The sequence below is a fragment of the Streptomyces cacaoi genome (assembly GCF_006539165.1).
Taxonomy (GTDB): Bacteria; Actinomycetota; Actinomycetes; order Streptomycetales; family Streptomycetaceae; genus Streptomyces; species Streptomyces cacaoi.
In genome coordinates this window covers 469513-484258 of sequence record NZ_BJMM01000002.1, presented here as the reverse complement: position 1 = coordinate 484258, position 14746 = coordinate 469513, and the positions used below count along the sequence as shown (strand labels likewise).

General features: G+C 73.1%; 12 protein-coding genes. 6 read left to right on the top strand and 6 right to left on the bottom strand.

Annotated elements, in window-relative coordinates:
* Position 1: 1 nt before the first annotated feature.
* The 3 genes from SCA03_RS02470 to SCA03_RS02460 form a co-directional block, all read right to left on the bottom strand.
* A complete protein-coding gene (locus tag SCA03_RS02470) occupies positions 2-1051 on the bottom strand; it encodes a methyltransferase (RefSeq protein WP_086817892.1) in 1050 nt (349 codons plus the stop codon).
* Positions 1052-1196: 145 nt separating this feature from the next.
* Positions 1197-2108: a dTDP-4-dehydrorhamnose reductase gene (rfbD, locus tag SCA03_RS02465; protein WP_230988447.1), complete on the bottom strand. Its 912-nt coding sequence runs from the start codon at positions 2106-2108 to the stop codon at positions 1197-1199.
* Between the two features lie 314 nt (positions 2109-2422).
* The gene (locus SCA03_RS02460; protein WP_158102292.1) at positions 2423-3001 is read right to left on the bottom strand and encodes a helix-turn-helix domain-containing protein; all 579 of its coding nucleotides are present in this window, start codon (positions 2999-3001) and stop codon (positions 2423-2425) included.
* Between the two features lie 752 nt (positions 3002-3753).
* On the opposite strand from SCA03_RS02460, the gene SCA03_RS02455 reads away from it, so the two are divergent.
* The 4 genes from SCA03_RS02455 to SCA03_RS02440 all read left to right on the top strand — a co-directional run bounded on the left by SCA03_RS02455 (position 3754) and on the right by SCA03_RS02440 (position 9556).
* Positions 3754-4479, top strand: coding sequence for a LuxR C-terminal-related transcriptional regulator (locus SCA03_RS02455; RefSeq protein ID WP_230988446.1), 726 nt, complete (start codon positions 3754-3756; stop codon positions 4477-4479).
* A gap of 517 nt (positions 4480-4996) precedes the next feature.
* Positions 4997-7576, top strand: coding sequence for a glycoside hydrolase family 65 protein (locus SCA03_RS02450; RefSeq protein ID WP_086815543.1), 2580 nt, complete (start codon positions 4997-4999; stop codon positions 7574-7576).
* A gap of 228 nt (positions 7577-7804) precedes the next feature.
* Entirely contained in the window at positions 7805-9130 is a 1326-nt protein-coding gene (locus tag SCA03_RS02445) for a nicotinate phosphoribosyltransferase (RefSeq protein WP_086815542.1), read from the top strand.
* A 93-nt stretch (positions 9131-9223) separates the two neighbouring features.
* Positions 9224-9556: a muconolactone Delta-isomerase gene (locus tag SCA03_RS02440; RefSeq protein ID WP_230988445.1), complete on the top strand. Its 333-nt coding sequence runs from the start codon at positions 9224-9226 to the stop codon at positions 9554-9556.
* Between the two features lie 30 nt (positions 9557-9586).
* Here the strand turns inward: SCA03_RS02440 and SCA03_RS02435 are convergent, their stop codons facing one another.
* The gene (locus SCA03_RS02435; protein WP_230988444.1) at positions 9587-10828 is read right to left on the bottom strand and encodes an oxidoreductase; all 1242 of its coding nucleotides are present in this window, start codon (positions 10826-10828) and stop codon (positions 9587-9589) included.
* An 86-nt stretch (positions 10829-10914) separates the two neighbouring features.
* Here SCA03_RS02435 and SCA03_RS02430 point away from each other — a divergent pair, with 86 nt between their 5' ends.
* Complete coding sequence (locus SCA03_RS02430; protein ID WP_230988443.1) at positions 10915-11553, top strand: TetR/AcrR family transcriptional regulator; 639 nt, start codon at positions 10915-10917, stop codon at positions 11551-11553.
* Between the two features lie 48 nt (positions 11554-11601).
* Here SCA03_RS02430 and SCA03_RS02425 read toward each other — a convergent pair whose 3' ends face one another.
* The gene (locus tag SCA03_RS02425) at positions 11602-12231 is read right to left on the bottom strand and encodes a TetR/AcrR family transcriptional regulator (protein ID WP_086815539.1); all 630 of its coding nucleotides are present in this window, start codon (positions 12229-12231) and stop codon (positions 11602-11604) included.
* Between the two features lie 78 nt (positions 12232-12309).
* Between SCA03_RS02425 and SCA03_RS02420 the strand changes: the two genes are divergently transcribed.
* Positions 12310-13746, top strand: coding sequence for an FAD-dependent oxidoreductase (locus tag SCA03_RS02420; protein ID WP_086815538.1), 1437 nt, complete (start codon positions 12310-12312; stop codon positions 13744-13746).
* Here the strand turns inward: SCA03_RS02420 and SCA03_RS02415 are convergent.
* Entirely contained in the window at positions 13743-14744 is a 1002-nt protein-coding gene (locus SCA03_RS02415) for a GlxA family transcriptional regulator (protein WP_086815537.1), read from the bottom strand. The genes SCA03_RS02420 and SCA03_RS02415 overlap by 4 nt on opposite strands.
* Positions 14745-14746 lie beyond the last annotated feature (2 nt).

Sequence of the window (14746 nt, the reverse complement as noted above, 5' to 3'; positions counted from 1 at the left end):
GCTACGCCCCTCCGTCCGGTGCCGCCTGCGCGGTGCCGGTCCGCGGCGTCAGCTCCAGCAGCGACCGGATGGCGCTGGCCTCCCCCTGCCACGTGATGTCGAGCCCGGCCCGCCCGGCCAGTTCCTTCACCCCGTCGACGTCCCGGCCGATGCCCGGCACGGTGGCCATGGTGCGCAGTTCCGCCGCGGCCTGGTCGGCGGGATCGGGCATGTCGAGCACCAGATCGATGTCGGCCAGCAGGATCCTGCCGCGCGTACCGCACGCCTCGGCGCAGCGGCGCAGGATCCGTACCGCGTCCTCGTCGTCCCAGTCGGCGAGGACGCCCGAGAGGACGTACACATCGGCGCCCGCGGGCAGTTCCGCGAAGAAGTCGCCGACGACCGCGGTGCACCTGTCCTGGAGCCCGGCGCGGGCGAAGTCCTCGGTGGCCAGCTCGACCAGGTTCGGCAACTCGACGAGGGTGCCGCGCAGATGGGAGAACTCGCTCAACAGCGCGATGAGCAACTGCCCCTTGTTGCCGCCGACGTCGACGACGTGCCCGACGCCGGACCAGGGGTACTCCTTGACGATCCGCTCCCCCTCCCAGGCGAGCCCCGAGTGGCCGAGGGCCTTCAACTGCTCCCGGAACACCGGCTCGGCGTTGACGTCCTCCCAGTACTCGCGGCCGTGGACCCCGGCGTACGCGGACTTCCCCGTGCGCAGCGTGTGCAGGAGGAAGGGCGTGGCGCTCTCGCCGCGGCCCATGAGGCCGTCGATGTCGAGCGCCTCCCGCAGCCCGGCCCCGGAGCGCAGCAGGGCGCCGGTCCCGGTGACGTCGTACCCGCCATCGTCGGTCTCGCACAGCACGTCGATGGTGGCCAGATAGCGCAACAACCTCTCCATGGGCACCCGTTGGGCACCGGCGCGCTCCGCGATGCCCGCCGCGTCGCGTACGCCGTCGGCGATGTGGTCGGCGATGCGCAGGGTCGCGGCGATCCTGATCGCGGTCGGCGGCAACAGGTCGGCCTTCTTCAACAGGTCCCTGACCTGCGGGGGTATCTCGGTTGCCATGCGTGTGCTCCTCACCTGGTGCGGTCGGTGGCCGCACGGGCCCACGGCCCCGTGCGGTGTCCGGTCGTCGAACGGTCGTCGAACGGTCCTCGGACGGTCGTCGGGCGGTCGTCGGGCGGTCGTCGGGCGGTCCTCGGGCAGACGGTCAGTGCGCGGCGTCCGCCCGTTCCGGGCCCGGGCCGAGCGCGCCGAGCACCAGCGCGGACGCGTACGACCAGCGTTCCTGCCAGGGCCCGATGGGGGCGACGTCCGCCCCGGCGGCGGCGACCCGGTGCACGGCGTCGTGACCGAGCGCGGAGAACGCCGGCCGGGGCGCCCGGCGCCCGATCCCCGCGGTGGTCGCCGGGCGCACCAGAGCGGGGTCGGCGCCGTCCGCGGCGGCGACGGCACGGGCGAACGCGTGCCACGACGTCCAGCCGGCGGCGGTCGCGTGGTACGTGCCCGACGGCGCCGCGGCGAGCACCAGCTCGACGACGAGCCGCGCCACATCACGCGTCCAGGTGGGCTGGCCGAACTGGTCGTCGACCACCCGCACTTCACCGTGCTCACGCAGCCGCCGCGCGATGCTCAGCGGAAAGCAGGCGCCGTATCTGCCGTACAGCCACGCGGTCCGCACGATCAGATGGTCCGGGCACAGTGCCTGGACCGCCCACTCCCCCGCCGCCTTGGTACGGCCGTACGCGGACCTCGGACGCGGCAGATCGTCCTCGGCGTACGGGGTGGGAGCGGCGTCGTGCGGACCGCCCGGCGCCTCGTGGAACACGTAGTCCGTCGACACGTGGACGAGCCGCGCGCCCGCTGCCGCGCAGGTACGGGCGAGGACCGCCGGGCCGTACGCGTTGGCCGTGAAGGCGCGGTCCTCGTCCAGTTCGGCGTCGTCGGCAGCCGTCCAGGCGGCGGCGTTGACGACGACGTCGCCGCGCCGGATCACCGCGGCGCAGGCCCCGGCGTCGGTGATGTCCAGTGCACGGCGCGGCAGTGCGACGACGTCGTCGCCGCGTTCGCCCAGGAACCCGGTCATCTCCCGCCCCAGCAGCCCACCGGCACCCACCACCACCCACCGCACCCGCCCCCGCACTCCACCCGCACCCGTCCCCCCGTCCTCACGACCGACGCCCTCGCCACCCCTGCCGGTCTCCGTCCGGCCAGGCCCGTCAAGGCCCGTGTCCCCGCGACCGCCGGCGCTTCCCGTACGCCCGGGCCCGGTTCGGCCGGTGCTCTCGTTCCGGCCGGTGCCGTCGGGACGGCCGGTGTCCTCGCCACCGCTCGTGCCGTCCGTACGCCCGGGCCGGGTTCGGCCCGCGTCCTCGGTCCGGCCGGGCTCCTCGTCCCGGCCCGTGGCATCGGTGCGGCCGGTGCCCCGCGCCCGGCTCACCGGCGGGCCGCGTTTCGGCCGCCCATGACGACACCGGCCACGAAGGCGGCGGCGCAGGCGGCGGTCGCCGCGTACCGGACAGCGGGCCCGCCGCCGGCACGTGTCCGCACCTCCCGCCACGCCGGCAGCCGCGTCCCCTGCACCCGGCCCGGCACCGCCTGCCTCGGCACTCCCTGCCTCGGCACTTGCCGCTTCGGCACTCCCCGATTCGGCACCGCCTGGCGCGGCGCCGACAGCGGCACCCGCGACCGCACCGCGCGCACGGCCCCCTCCCTGACTTCGCCGGCCTCTCCCGCCTCCTCGTCGATCCCGAGTTCCGCGTTGAGTTTCCGCCAGCGCTCCTCCCAGTGCGGGACATCACCCGCGCACGCCTCCACGAAAGCGCGGGTGATCTCCAGGGTGGGGCGGCGCGTTCCCCGTGCCGCCTCGGAAAGGGCCGCCACCGAGTAGTGGACCCGCTTGGACATTTCCCGGTAGGTGGGGCTTCCCGCCTTTCGCCGCAGCTCTCTCAGCTCCATGGAAAATTGCTGCACCGGCCCTTCCGTCGGATCGATCACTGTTTCGGGCCTTCCCATGTGCTGCCTCCCCGTTGTGTGCTTTCCGCGCGAGCGCGAAGTGCTCGATTTCCGCGGCGTGGTGTCCACCGGACCTTGGGGCCCGTACCGGTCGCGCACCGGCCCCGGGCGCGGGCGTCGGGAGCGGTCTCGCGCGCACGTCGACGATCCGACGGCGGGTGCGGACGGCCGCGCCGTCCCCGACGGGCGGCCCCGCCCGCACATGTGTCCGCGAACCACCCCGTGGTGCACGTGCCTTCAGCTCCCCCGTGTCGCCGCCGGCCCGCTGGCGCTCCCCGCACGTCCGGATCCGCTCCGACGTGCGGAAGTCGTCGGGGGCGGAACTCGGCGAGGAAAGCGTGTCCGGCTTTTCCTCTCTTGCCAAGACAATTACCGGAAGAACCGGTCGACTTGCCCGCCCCGCGCCCCTGTCTGGGATTCTCGGCCGCCCCGGCAACGCCTTGCAGCCCCGCACGACCCGCTTGCACCTCTCCACACGGGCGTGGCCCATCTCCCCGCCGGGGGTAGCCGATCGGGCAGCCCACACCGGCGGCGCGCGCGGCCGTCCGGGGACCCGGGCACGGGTTCCGACTCGTACCGGCTCGTCCCTTCGATCAGCATGTGAAGAGTGGCGTGACACGGGGGAAAACGGATGCGATGGTGAGCAAGATGCCAATCTCCATGCTTCGTGCCCACGGGGGATGCGCCACGGCCCGGCGCTGAAGATCACAGACCACCGAGATCATGGGCACTTGACCTTCGAAGGGGGAGCTTTGCTGCACGAAGCATTTCAGCAGAACGGCCATCGACAGCACAGCACGGAGCGTCAGCCGCAGACCGTGGCGGTCGCCACCGAGAGCGAAATCGTCCGGCTCGGCCTGTTCAGCATGCTCGACCTCGCATCCGATTTCCAGCCGCTGCGTCACCGGGTCACGCCGGGCACCGCCGTGTCCGGTGAGTACCCGGTGGACTTCGTCATCGCCGAATTCGACGGACACTTCGTCGACGACCTCAAGGAACTCACGGAGAAGTGCAGGAACGACAGCATCTCCGTACTGCTGTTAGTGAGTTCCACCGACCGCGAGGAACTCGACCTGGCGATTCAGGTCCCCGCACAGGGATTTCTCCTGCTGGCGGAGCTGACTCCCGACGAACTCAACACGGCCCTCAGCAAGGTGGCCGCCGGTTCCGTGCACCTGCCGCCCGTGTTCGCCAACAGGCTGCTGACCCGGGCCCGCCGTGAGGAGTCCTCCGCCCTGTCACCCCAGGGCCGGACGACGCTCACCCCGCGCGAGCTACAGACCCTGGAACTGCTGGTCGAGGGGCTGTCGAACAAGCAGATCGCCCGTCGCCTGGCCATCTCGCAGCACGGCGCGAAACGGCTGGTGGCGAACGTGCTGAGCAAGCTCAACTGCCACAACCGCACCATGGCGGCGGCCGTGGCGCTACGCGAACGCCTCGTGAGCCGCCCCGGCTCGCGTGCCCGCGAGACGAGATGACCCGGGGACGGCCGGGGTACCGCAACTGACCTGACCACCGGGACCACCGGGACCACCGGGACCACCGCGGCGGCCGGGACAGCCCATACGGCCAGGGCGACGACGCAGCACCCGTAGCGCGCCGCCGTACTCGCAACGGGCCGCACGACACCACACGACGGACACCCACAACAGCAGGGAGACAGCAACAGCAGGGAGACAGAGGGACAAATCGACACAGCGGCGTTTCCGCGTCAGCCTGGAGGAACCGGCTCCCCGCCGGACCCGTGTGCGGAGGAGGCAGGCATGGCGCGGACGCTCGCCGTCGATCCGGACGGCGCCCAGGAGCGCGCGGCAGCAGCGCGGTGGGCGCGGAAGCGGTCGCAGAACTGGTCGCAGCACGTCACGGGCGCTCACCGCCGGGCGCCGGCGTCCGTACACGCACCGTGGCGGGACCGCCACGGACCGACGGCCGGGGCTGCGCGCCCGGCACCGGCACGGCCGCACAGCGCCGGGACCCCGGTGGCGGTGGTACCGCATGGGTGAGGGCCACACCGGCGAACCCCGCCACCGCCAGCGCTCCGGCACCGCCGAGCCGGAGCCCCGCCCCGGCGACGGAACGCCCGACGGAACACCCGACGGAACACAGACCGGAACACACGACGAACCGCACACGGGAGGGCACGGCGAACCGCACGGCGGACAGCGGCTGGACGGCGGTGAGGACGGCACGTGGCGGTGGGTGTACCAGGGGTACGCGCCCGCGGAGGAACGCCTGCGGGAGGCCCTGTGCACCCTGGGGAACGGCTTCTTCGCCACGCGGGGCGCCGCTCCGGAGGCGACAGCCGGCGACCACCACTACCCCGGCACCTACGCGGCGGGATGCTACGACCGGCTCACCAGCACGGTGGCGGGCCGCAGCGTCGAGAACGAGGACCTGGTCAACCTGCCCAACTGGCTTCCGCTCCGGTTCCGGATGCACGACGAGCGCGGCGCCTCGCCGTGGTGGTCGCCCGAGTTGCCGGGGCTCGTGGAGTACACCCAGGAACTCGCCCTGCGGGACGGCGTACTCGTGCGCGCCTTCACCTGGCAGTGCGGCCCGGGCCGGCGGCTGCGCGTGGAACAGACCCGCTGGGTGAGCATGGCGGACCCGCACCTGGCGGCGCTGCGCACCACCTTCACCGCTCTGGGCTGGTCGGGCCGGCTGGAGGTGGAGTCGGCGCTGGACGCCGAGGTGACCAACAGCGGGGTGGAGCGCTACCGGGAGCTGGACGGCGAGCATCTGACGGCCGTGCGCACGGGCACCTCGGCGGCGGACGGCGCCTGGGTGAGCTGCCGCACCCGCACCTCCGGGATCGCCGTCGCGCTCGCCTCCCGGACGCGCACCCCGCCGCCGCTCTCGTCGAGGCCGACGGCCCGCACGTCGGGCCACCGGCCGGGGCACCGTTTCGTCCTGGAGCTGGCGGCGGGCGTGGACGTGACCGTCGACAAGCTCGCCGTGCTGCACACCGCCGGGGACGGGGAGCCCCGCGATCCGCTGCGTGCCGCCCTCGACCAGGCGGCGCACGCACCGGGCCTCGACGAGGTGCTCGACGCGCACCGGCGCGCCTGGCATCGCATCTGGGAGCGCGCCGAGTTGACCGTGCCCGGCCCGACGGGACGCATCCTGCGGCTGCATCTCTTCCACGTCCTACAGACCCTCTCCCCGCACACCGCGGCCCTGGACGTGGGCGTCCCGGCCAGGGGGCTGCACGGTGAGGCGTACCGGGGCCATGTCTTCTGGGACGAGCTGTTCGTCCTGCCGTTCCTCGATCTGCACCTGCCGGAGGTCTCCCGCGCGCTGTTGACCTACCGGCACCGCCGGCTGCCCGCTGCCCGCCGTGCCGCCCGGGAGGCGGGGCTGGTGGGCGCCATGTATCCGTGGCAGAGCGGCAGCGACGGCCGGGAGGCGACGCAGACCCTGCACCTCAACCCGGCATCCGGCCGGTGGCTCCCGGACCGTTCCCACCTCCAGCGCCACGTGGGTTCGGCGATCGCCTACAACATCTGGCGCTACGCGGAAGCCACCGGCGACCGGGAGTTCCTGTTCGGCGACGGCGCCGAAATGCTGCTGGGCATCGCGCAGTTCTGGTCCGGGCTGGCCCGGTTCGACGAGGCGGTGGGCAGGTACCGCATCCGGGGCGTGGTCGGCCCCGACGAGTACCACGACGGGTATCCGGGGAGCGAACGGGCGGGCGTCGACGACAACACGTACACCAACGTGACCGCTTCCTGGGTCCTCAGCCGCGCCGTGGAACTCGCCGCTCGCCTGCCCCGCCCCCGCAGGGACCGGCTCTTCGACGCCCTGCGGCTCGGCAGGGACGAAACCGCCCGCTGGGACGAGGTGTCGAGACGCCTGCTGGTCCCCTTCCACGAGGGGGTCATCTGCCAGTTCGACGGCTACTGCACGCTGGAGGAGCTGAACTGGACGGCGTACCGGGCGCGTTACGGGGACATCCGCCGGCTGGACCGGATCCTGGAAGCCGAGGGCGACAGTGTGAACCGCTACCAGGCTTCCAAGCAGGCCGACGTCCTCATGCTGGGCTATCTCTTCCCGCCGGCCCGGCTGTCGGAGATCTTCGCGCACCTCGGGTACCGGATCGACGACGAGGTGTGGCGGCGCACCGTCGAGTACTACCTGGCACGCACCAGCCACGGCTCGACGCTCAGCGCCCTGGTGCACGGCTGGATCCTCGCCCGGGAGCGGCGGCCGCAGGCGTGGCAGCACATGCGGGAGGCCCTGCTGGGCGACGTGGCGGACGTCCAGGGAGGCACCACGGCGGAAGGCATCCACCTCGGGGCGATGGCAGGCACCCTGGACCTCGTCCAGCGCGGACTGACCGGGCTGGAGGTGAGGGACGGCGCCCTCCACCTCGATCCGGCCCCGCTTCCCGAGCTGTACACCTACCGCTTCACCCTGCGTATCCGGCACCACCGGGACATCTCCGTGCGCCTGAGCAGCGACGCGGTGGAGGTCGGCCTCCCCGCGGCGGAACGCACGCCGCTGCGGGTCCTGCTGCGCGGCCGGCCGCACACGGTGTGGCCCGGCCGGACGCGCAGGATGCCGCTGCCGCCCTGACCGTTCGGCGCGGCCCCGTCGCACAGGAGAGGGCGCCGTTCCCGTCCCCTGCGTCCACCGCCTCTCCCGGCGCGTGGGCCGGCGGGGCACATCGGCCGGCGGGACGAGGGGTACCCCGGGGGCCGGAAGGCCGCGTATGCGGCGACGGCGTGGCGCGGCCCAGCAGGTCCGGGCGCGCGCAGCGGACCGCGCGCCGAGCCGGTCCGGCCCGTGCGGAGGAGAGTGGTGATGCCCGGCGCGACGACGGCCGACCTCTACGAGGTCACCATGGCCATGTCCTACCTGCGGGAGGGGATGACGGCACCGGCGACCTTCGACCTCTTCGTCCGGCGTCTGCCCGCCGACCGCGGCTTCCTGGTGGCCGCCGGCATCGAGGACGTCCTCGACCATCTGGCCGGCCTGCACACCACGGAGCGGGATCTGGCCGACTTCGCCGCCGCCCTGGGGCACCCGCCGCGGGACGTCGCCCCGCTGGCCGGGCTGTCGTTCACCGGTGAGGTGCGCGCCGTCCCCGAAGGAACGGTCGTGCTGCCGGGCGAGCCCCTGGTGGAGGTCACGGCGCCGCTGCCCGAGGCCCAACTCGTGGAGAGCTTCGTGCTCAACGAGATCAGCTACCAGACCTCCCTGGCGTCGAAGGCGGTGCGCAGCGTGCTCGCCGCCGACGGCACGCCCGTCGTCGACTTCTCGCTGCGCCGCACCCACAGCACCCGGGCTGCTTTCCACGCGGCCCGCGTGGGACGGCTGACCGGGTTCTCGGCGACGAGCAACGTGGAAGCGGCCGCTGCCTGGGACATTCCGGCGACGGGCACCATGGCCCACTCCTACATCGAGGCGTTCGGCCCGGAGGAGCGCGCCTTCCGCGCCTTCGCGGAGGCCCACCCCGGTCCGGTGACGCTGCTCGTCGACACCTACGACACCGCCGGAGGCGTCGGAACAGCGGCGCGCGTCCTGCGGTCCCTCGACCGCCCCGGGTCGGCGATCCGGATCGACAGCGGCGACCTCGCCGAAGAGGCGGTCCGGGCCCGTCGGATCCTGGATTCCGCCGGGCTCGCCGACGTCCGGATCGTGGTGAGCGGCGGGCTGGACGAATACGCCGTGGACGAGCTGAGAAGACGCCGGGCCCCCGTCGATGTCTTCGCCGTCGGTACGAAGGTGGGGGTGTCCGCCGACGCCCCCTATCTGAACTCGGCCTACAAACTGGTCGAGTACGACGGCCGCCCCGTCATGAAGCTCTCGACGAAGAAGGTGACGGCCCCGGGCCGCAAACAGGTCCACCGCTCCGAAGCCGGCGGGGATCTGGTGACGTTGGCCGACGAGGAGCCACCCGGGCCCGGCCGTCCCCTGCTGCGGACCCTGATGCACGAAGGCCGGCGGGTGCACCCGAGGGAGGATCTGGCCGACGCGCGGCGCCGGTGCGCCGCGGAGGTGGCGGCGCTCGATCCGGCAGCGCGCGGCATCCACTCCCCCGAGCCGCCCTCGTGCCGCTTCTCCCCGCGGCTGGACGCCCTGACCGCGAAGGTGCAGCAGCACATCGAGGACGCCTACACGAAGTAGCGGGTGTCGGGTCGCCGCGTACCCGCACCCCGGGTGCGGCTCGGCTCCCCGGGGTGCGGATGTTGAGTCGGGAGCGGCTCGCCCGTAATATCGATGATCGACGAACATCGATCAAAGGGAACGGAGACCGCCATGGACTTCCTGGTGCGCATCGACACCAGCCGCGTCCACGACCTGCCCGCCGACGACCACGCGGACCTCGTCCGGCGCGAGCGCCACCGGGGCCGCGAGCTGATGGCCGAGGGCGTCCTGCGGCGGCTGTGGCGACTGCCCGGCAAGCGCGCCAACATCGGGCTGTGGAGCGCCGACGACGCGGACGCCCTGGAGGAGGCCCTCGACAGCCTGCCGATCCGGCCCTACGCCGACATCGAGGTCACCGCCCTGGCCACCCACCCCCTGACCGCCGAGGGTCCCCTCCCCCGCTGAGCATCCGAAGGACCCGAGCGCCCGCGGACCTCACAGAACACGGCTCCGCTCGGCGTGCCAACGGCGGTAGCGCCGCAGCGCCCGACGGCGGTGGAGCCGCTCCCCCAGCAGGGAGGTGACGGCGGACGGGGACCGCCCCGTGGAGCACCCGGCGCCGAGACGGGCGAGCTGCCGGCGCGCCACGGCCTGGGTTGCCGCGGCGGCGAGCGCCTTGTCCTTCCACTGCGCCTGTCGCGGCGCGACGTCCGCCTGCTCACCGCGCAGCCAACGCCCCGGCAGATCGGGGTCGTTGGCCAGGGCCGTCGCCATGCCGACCAGCGCTCCCCCCTGGTCGAGGACGCGTCGCGCGGTCGCGGCCCGGCGGATCCCGCCCGTCACCATGAGCGGCAGGGGCGCCGTACGCAGGAGGTCGGCGGCCAGCTCCAGGAAGTACGCCTCGCGTGCGAGCGTCCGGCCGTCCGCGGGATGCCCGTGGGTCGCGAGGCTTTCGACGGAGCCGCCGGAGAGTTCGACCATGTCGCAGCCGGCCGAGGCGAGCATGGCCACGACCTGGGCGGCGTCCCCCTCGTCGAACCCGCCGCGCTGGAAGTCGGCCGTGTTGAGCTTGACGGCCACCGCGAACCCGTCCGGCACCGCGGCGCGCACGGCGTGCACCACGTCGAGAAGCATCCGGGCCCGGTTGTCCAGGCTGCCGCCCCAGCGGTCCGTCCGCCGGTTGGTGAGCGGGGAGAGGAACTGCGCGAGCAGATAGCCGTGCGCGGCGTGGATCTCGACGCCGTGGAAGCCCGCGTCGGCGGCCAGGGCGGCCGTCCTGGCGAAGCGGGAGACGACCTCCCGTACGGCGTCCTCGGACATCGGCTCGGGCCGCGCGTACAGACGTGAGTACCGCCCGGCGTCGACGGACACGTCGGAGGCCGACAGCGCGAGACCCGGCATGTCCGAACTCACCACGCGGCCGGGGTGGTTGATCTGCATCAGCACCCGCCCGCCCCCGCTGCGTGCCGCGTCGGCCCAGCGGACGAACGGCTCCAGCGGTGTGCCGTCCTCCAGGACGACATCGGAGGGGTCGGCGAGCGCCCGGCCGTCGACCATGACGTGCCCGGTGATCAGCAGGCCCGCGCCGCCGTGCGCCCACCGCCGGTACAGCCGCGTGATCCGCTCGCCGGGCAGCTGCCCGGCGACGGCCAGATTCTCCTCCATCGCCGCCTTCACCAGCCTGTTGGGCAGACTCAGACCACAGTCCAGAACGAGCGGTTCACCAAGACCGGTCAAGACAAGCTCCTCCCCGGTGGGGCCATGCGGCGCGGACCGCGCCACAATGTGTGCAACGTCAACATCCAATGCCAAGGAAGTGGGCAGTGTCAACATCGGACCGGCGCAGCTACCACCACGGCGATCTGCGTGCCGCCCTACAGCAGTCAGCCCTGCAACTCCTGGACGCCGAGGGCGTGGACGCCCTGTCCCTGCGCGCGGTCGCCCGGCACGCCGGGGTCTCCCCCAACGCCCCCTACCGCCACTACCGGGACAAGGACGCGCTGCTCGCCGCGCTGGCCGCCCACGGGTTCACCGAACTCGCCGCGCGCCTGACGGACGCCGTCGCGCACCCCGCCGCACCGGGGGCGGACGGGGCGGACGGGGCGGAACTGGCGGAGACGACGGCGGCCATGGCACGCGCCACCGTCCACTACGCCCTCGAACACCCCGGGCTCTTCCACCTGATGTTCGGGCACCCGTGCATCGGCCACCCCGAGGTGGTCTCCGCGTCCGACGCGGCACAGAGCGTCGTGGCCACCCACCTCGCCGCCTTCGTCCCCCCGGAGGCGGGCGAGTCACTCAAGATCGGCGTATGGGCCCTCGTGCACGGGCTGAGCGTTCTGCTCCTGGGCGGACGGCTCGGAGCGCTCACCCCCGACCGGACCGACAGCCTGATCGACGCGGTGGTGCACACCCTGCTCGACACCGGCGCGGCCCGCACCACACCCCGCGCCGACCGCTGACCCTGCGCCGCACCCGGCAGCCCTCCGGGTCCGTGCGGCCAGGCGTCCCTAGCGCCCGGCCGCCGTCCCGTGGCGCAGCAGGGCGAAGGCGCGCTCGGCGGCCCGGACGGCCTCGGGGTAGCGGTCGTCGGCGGACGAGCCGGCCAGCAGAGCGCTGTGATTCATGAAGGCCAACTCGTGCTGCACGGCGAGCACTTGCGCCGCCCTCAGACGCGCTTCCAGCGGGTCGGCTCCGGCCTCCCGCAGCGCCTCGGCGAGCGCGTCGACGCCCCGTGCGAGATACCGGGTCAGCCGCGCGGCCAGGCTCTCGGTGTCGATGATCATCCGGAAGAACGCCCGGGTCTCCGGGACGTCGTTCAACCCGGTGTTGGGGTCCCGTCGCTCCAGGGCCGCCAACAGCGCTTCCCGGAGGGCCTCCAGCGGGTCCTGGCCGGCCGGGCGGGCGCGCACGATACGGGCGGCCTCGCTCTCGTGGTCGGCGAACCGGTACAGCGCGAGGTCCTCCTTCGTCGGGAAGTAGGCGAACAGGGTCCGCCGGGAGACCTCCGCGGCGGCGGCGATCTCCGTGATCGAGACCTGGTCGAACCCCTTCGCCAGGAACAGGCGGATCGCCGCCCCGGCGATGGCCTCCCGCGTCCGTTCCTTCTTGAGCTGCCGCAGGCCCGTCCGTTCCGTCATGCACGCAGTCTACCCGCATATAGACTGAGTGCACTTTTGCACTCGGTGCAGCACTCGATGCAGATGAGGAGAAGTGCCATGCGTACCCAGGTGATCGTGGTGGGCGCCGGACCGACCGGGCTGATGCTGGCCCACGAACTGACCCTGGCCGGGGTGTCGGTCGTGGTCCTCGAAAAGCAGCGCGAGCGCGGCATCCAGTCCCGCGCCGGCGGTCTGCAACCCCGCACGGCCGAAGTGCTCGATCTGCGCGGCCTCCTGGACCCGCTGCTCGACGACGCACAGCCCTCCGACCCGATCGGCGGCCACTTCGCCATGCTCCCCGTCGAGTTGGACTGCCGCCCCTGGCGCACCCGCCACCCGCACCTGGTCAAGCTCCCGCAGGCGCGCCTGGAGGCCCATCTGGAACGGCTGCTCGTCGGCAGAGGTGTGCCGGTGCTGCGCGGCCACGAGGTCACGGAGGTCGAACAGGACGCGGACGGCGTACGGGCCGGGGACGTCCACGGCGACTACCTGGTCGCCTGCGACGGCGCGCACAGCGCGGTCCGCTCCCTGCTGGGCGTACCCTTCCCGGGCAGAGCGGGCCGGATGTCCGCGGTGGCCGCCGACCTCACCCTCGCGTCCCGGTCCGACGCCGTCCCCACCGCACAGGGGCACTTCAGCCGGTACCCGCGCACCGCGGGCGGCTTCTTCGCCATCCTGCACCCGTTGGACGACGGCCTGTACCGCATGCTCTTCGGCAAGCTGACGGGCGACGGGCCGGGACGCCGGGCACCGGTCACCGCCGACGAGGTCAGCGAGGCGCTCCACGCCGTGTACGGGCCCGGCACCGAACTGGGCGCGCTGCGGGCCGCGTCCCGGTTCAGCGACGCCGAACGCCAGGTCGAGCGCTACCGCGAGAACCGGGTGTTCTTCGCGGGCGACGCCGCGCACATCCATATGCCGATCGGCGGCCAGGGAGTGAACCTGGGCATACAGGACGCCGTCAACCTCGGCTGGAAGCTCGCCGCCGCCCTCAACGGCTGGGCCCCCGCGGGCCTGTTGGACAGCTACCACGACGAACGGCACCCCGTGGCCGCGCGCGTGCTCCGGCACACCCGGGCCCAGAGCCTGATCACCAACCCCGGGCGCGACGAGGACGCCGCCGCGGTCCGCGAGCTGATGACGGAACTGCTGCGCCTGCCCGACGCCAACCGCTACATCGCCGGCATGATGTCCGGACTCGACCTCCGCTACCCCGGCCTCGGCCCCCGCCTCACCGACTACGACCTCACCGTCGACGACCGCCCCACCCGCGCCAGCGACCTCCTCCACACGGGCCAGGGCCTGCTCCTCTGCCTCGACGGCAGAACGAGGCAGCTCGGCAGGCACTCCGACCGCGTACGCCAGGTCCTCGCCTCAACCACCGAGGACACCGCCGACACCACAGCCCTCCTCGTCCGCCCCGACGGCTACATCGCCTGGACCGACACGGACGAGCAACCCCTCGACGAGGCCCTCGGCCGGTGGTTCGGCTAGCGGGTGCCCGCAGCAGCGGCGTCCACCCCCGCCCCTTCGGGGCCCCGGTGGGTGCGGCGGTAGGTCTGGGGGGAGAGGCCGAGGTGGTTGTGGAAGTGTTTGCGGAGGGCCACGGGGTCGCCGAAGCCGCAGAGTGTGGCGATCCGCGCGACGGTCAGATCGCTGGACTCCAGCATGGTGCGCGCCTGGGTGAGCCGGCTCTGCAACAGCCATTGCAGGGGGCTGGTGCCCACCTCGGCACGGAATCGCCGGGTGAACGTGCGCTCGCTCATGTGGGCATGGCGGGCCAGGTCCCGCAGCGTGAGCGGCTCGGCCAGCCGGGTCAGTGCCCACTGGCGGGTGGCCGAGGTGGAGCGGCCGGCTTCCTCGGGCACCGGGTGTTCGATGAACTGGGCCTGTCCGCCCTCGCGCCAGGGGGCGACCACGCAGCGCCGCGCCGCCGAGGTGGCCACGGCTGTGCCGTGGTCGCTGCGGACGAGGTGCACGAACAGGTCGAGGCCGGCCGCTCCGCCCGCGGCGGTCAGGATGCGGCCGTTGTCGACGAACAGCACGTCCGGGTCGACCTCGACGTCCGGGAACAGCCGGGTGAACCGCTCGCACAGTGCCCAGTGGGTGGTGGCCCGCAGTCCGTCCAGCAGGCCGGCAGCGGCGAGCAGGAACGACGAGGTGCACAGGCTGACGATGCGGGTGCCGGGGCCGATCCGGTCGAAGGCGGCGGCGAGCGGGGTGGGCAACTCCCCGGTGGCCAGCAGGTGTTCGCCGGGTTCCTGGGTGGCGATCACCACGGTGTCCGCGTCGTCGAGGAGCGACTCGTCCTCGTCGACGACGATCCGGAAGCCCTCGTTGGTGCGGACCGGCCGTCCGCCGAGCGAGCAGGTCGTCACGGAGTAGAGCCGTGCCCCGGCCGGGTCGAGGGCCTCGTTCAGCACCCGGGCCGGAATGCCCAGGTCCATCGGCATGACCCCGTCGAGGGCGAGAACGGCTACGCGGTGCGGCATGG

Coding starts and splice junctions, on each gene's coding strand:
- SCA03_RS02415 (WP_086815537.1), bottom strand. CDS start 14,744: ATGCCGCACCGCGTAGCCGTTCTCGCCCTCGACGGGGTCATGCCGATG.
- SCA03_RS02425 (WP_086815539.1), bottom strand. CDS start 12,231: ATGACGGAACGGACGGGCCTGCGGCAGCTCAAGAAGGAACGGACGCGG.
- SCA03_RS02460 (WP_158102292.1), bottom strand. CDS start 3,001: ATGGGAAGGCCCGAAACAGTGATCGATCCGACGGAAGGGCCGGTGCAG.
- SCA03_RS02440 (WP_230988445.1), top strand. CDS start 9,224: ATGATCGACGAACATCGATCAAAGGGAACGGAGACCGCCATGGACTTC.
- SCA03_RS02450 (WP_086815543.1), top strand. CDS start 4,997: ATGGGTGAGGGCCACACCGGCGAACCCCGCCACCGCCAGCGCTCCGGC.
- SCA03_RS02420 (WP_086815538.1), top strand. CDS start 12,310: ATGCGTACCCAGGTGATCGTGGTGGGCGCCGGACCGACCGGGCTGATG.
- SCA03_RS02445 (WP_086815542.1), top strand. CDS start 7,805: ATGCCCGGCGCGACGACGGCCGACCTCTACGAGGTCACCATGGCCATG.
- SCA03_RS02470 (WP_086817892.1), bottom strand. CDS start 1,051: ATGGCAACCGAGATACCCCCGCAGGTCAGGGACCTGTTGAAGAAGGCC.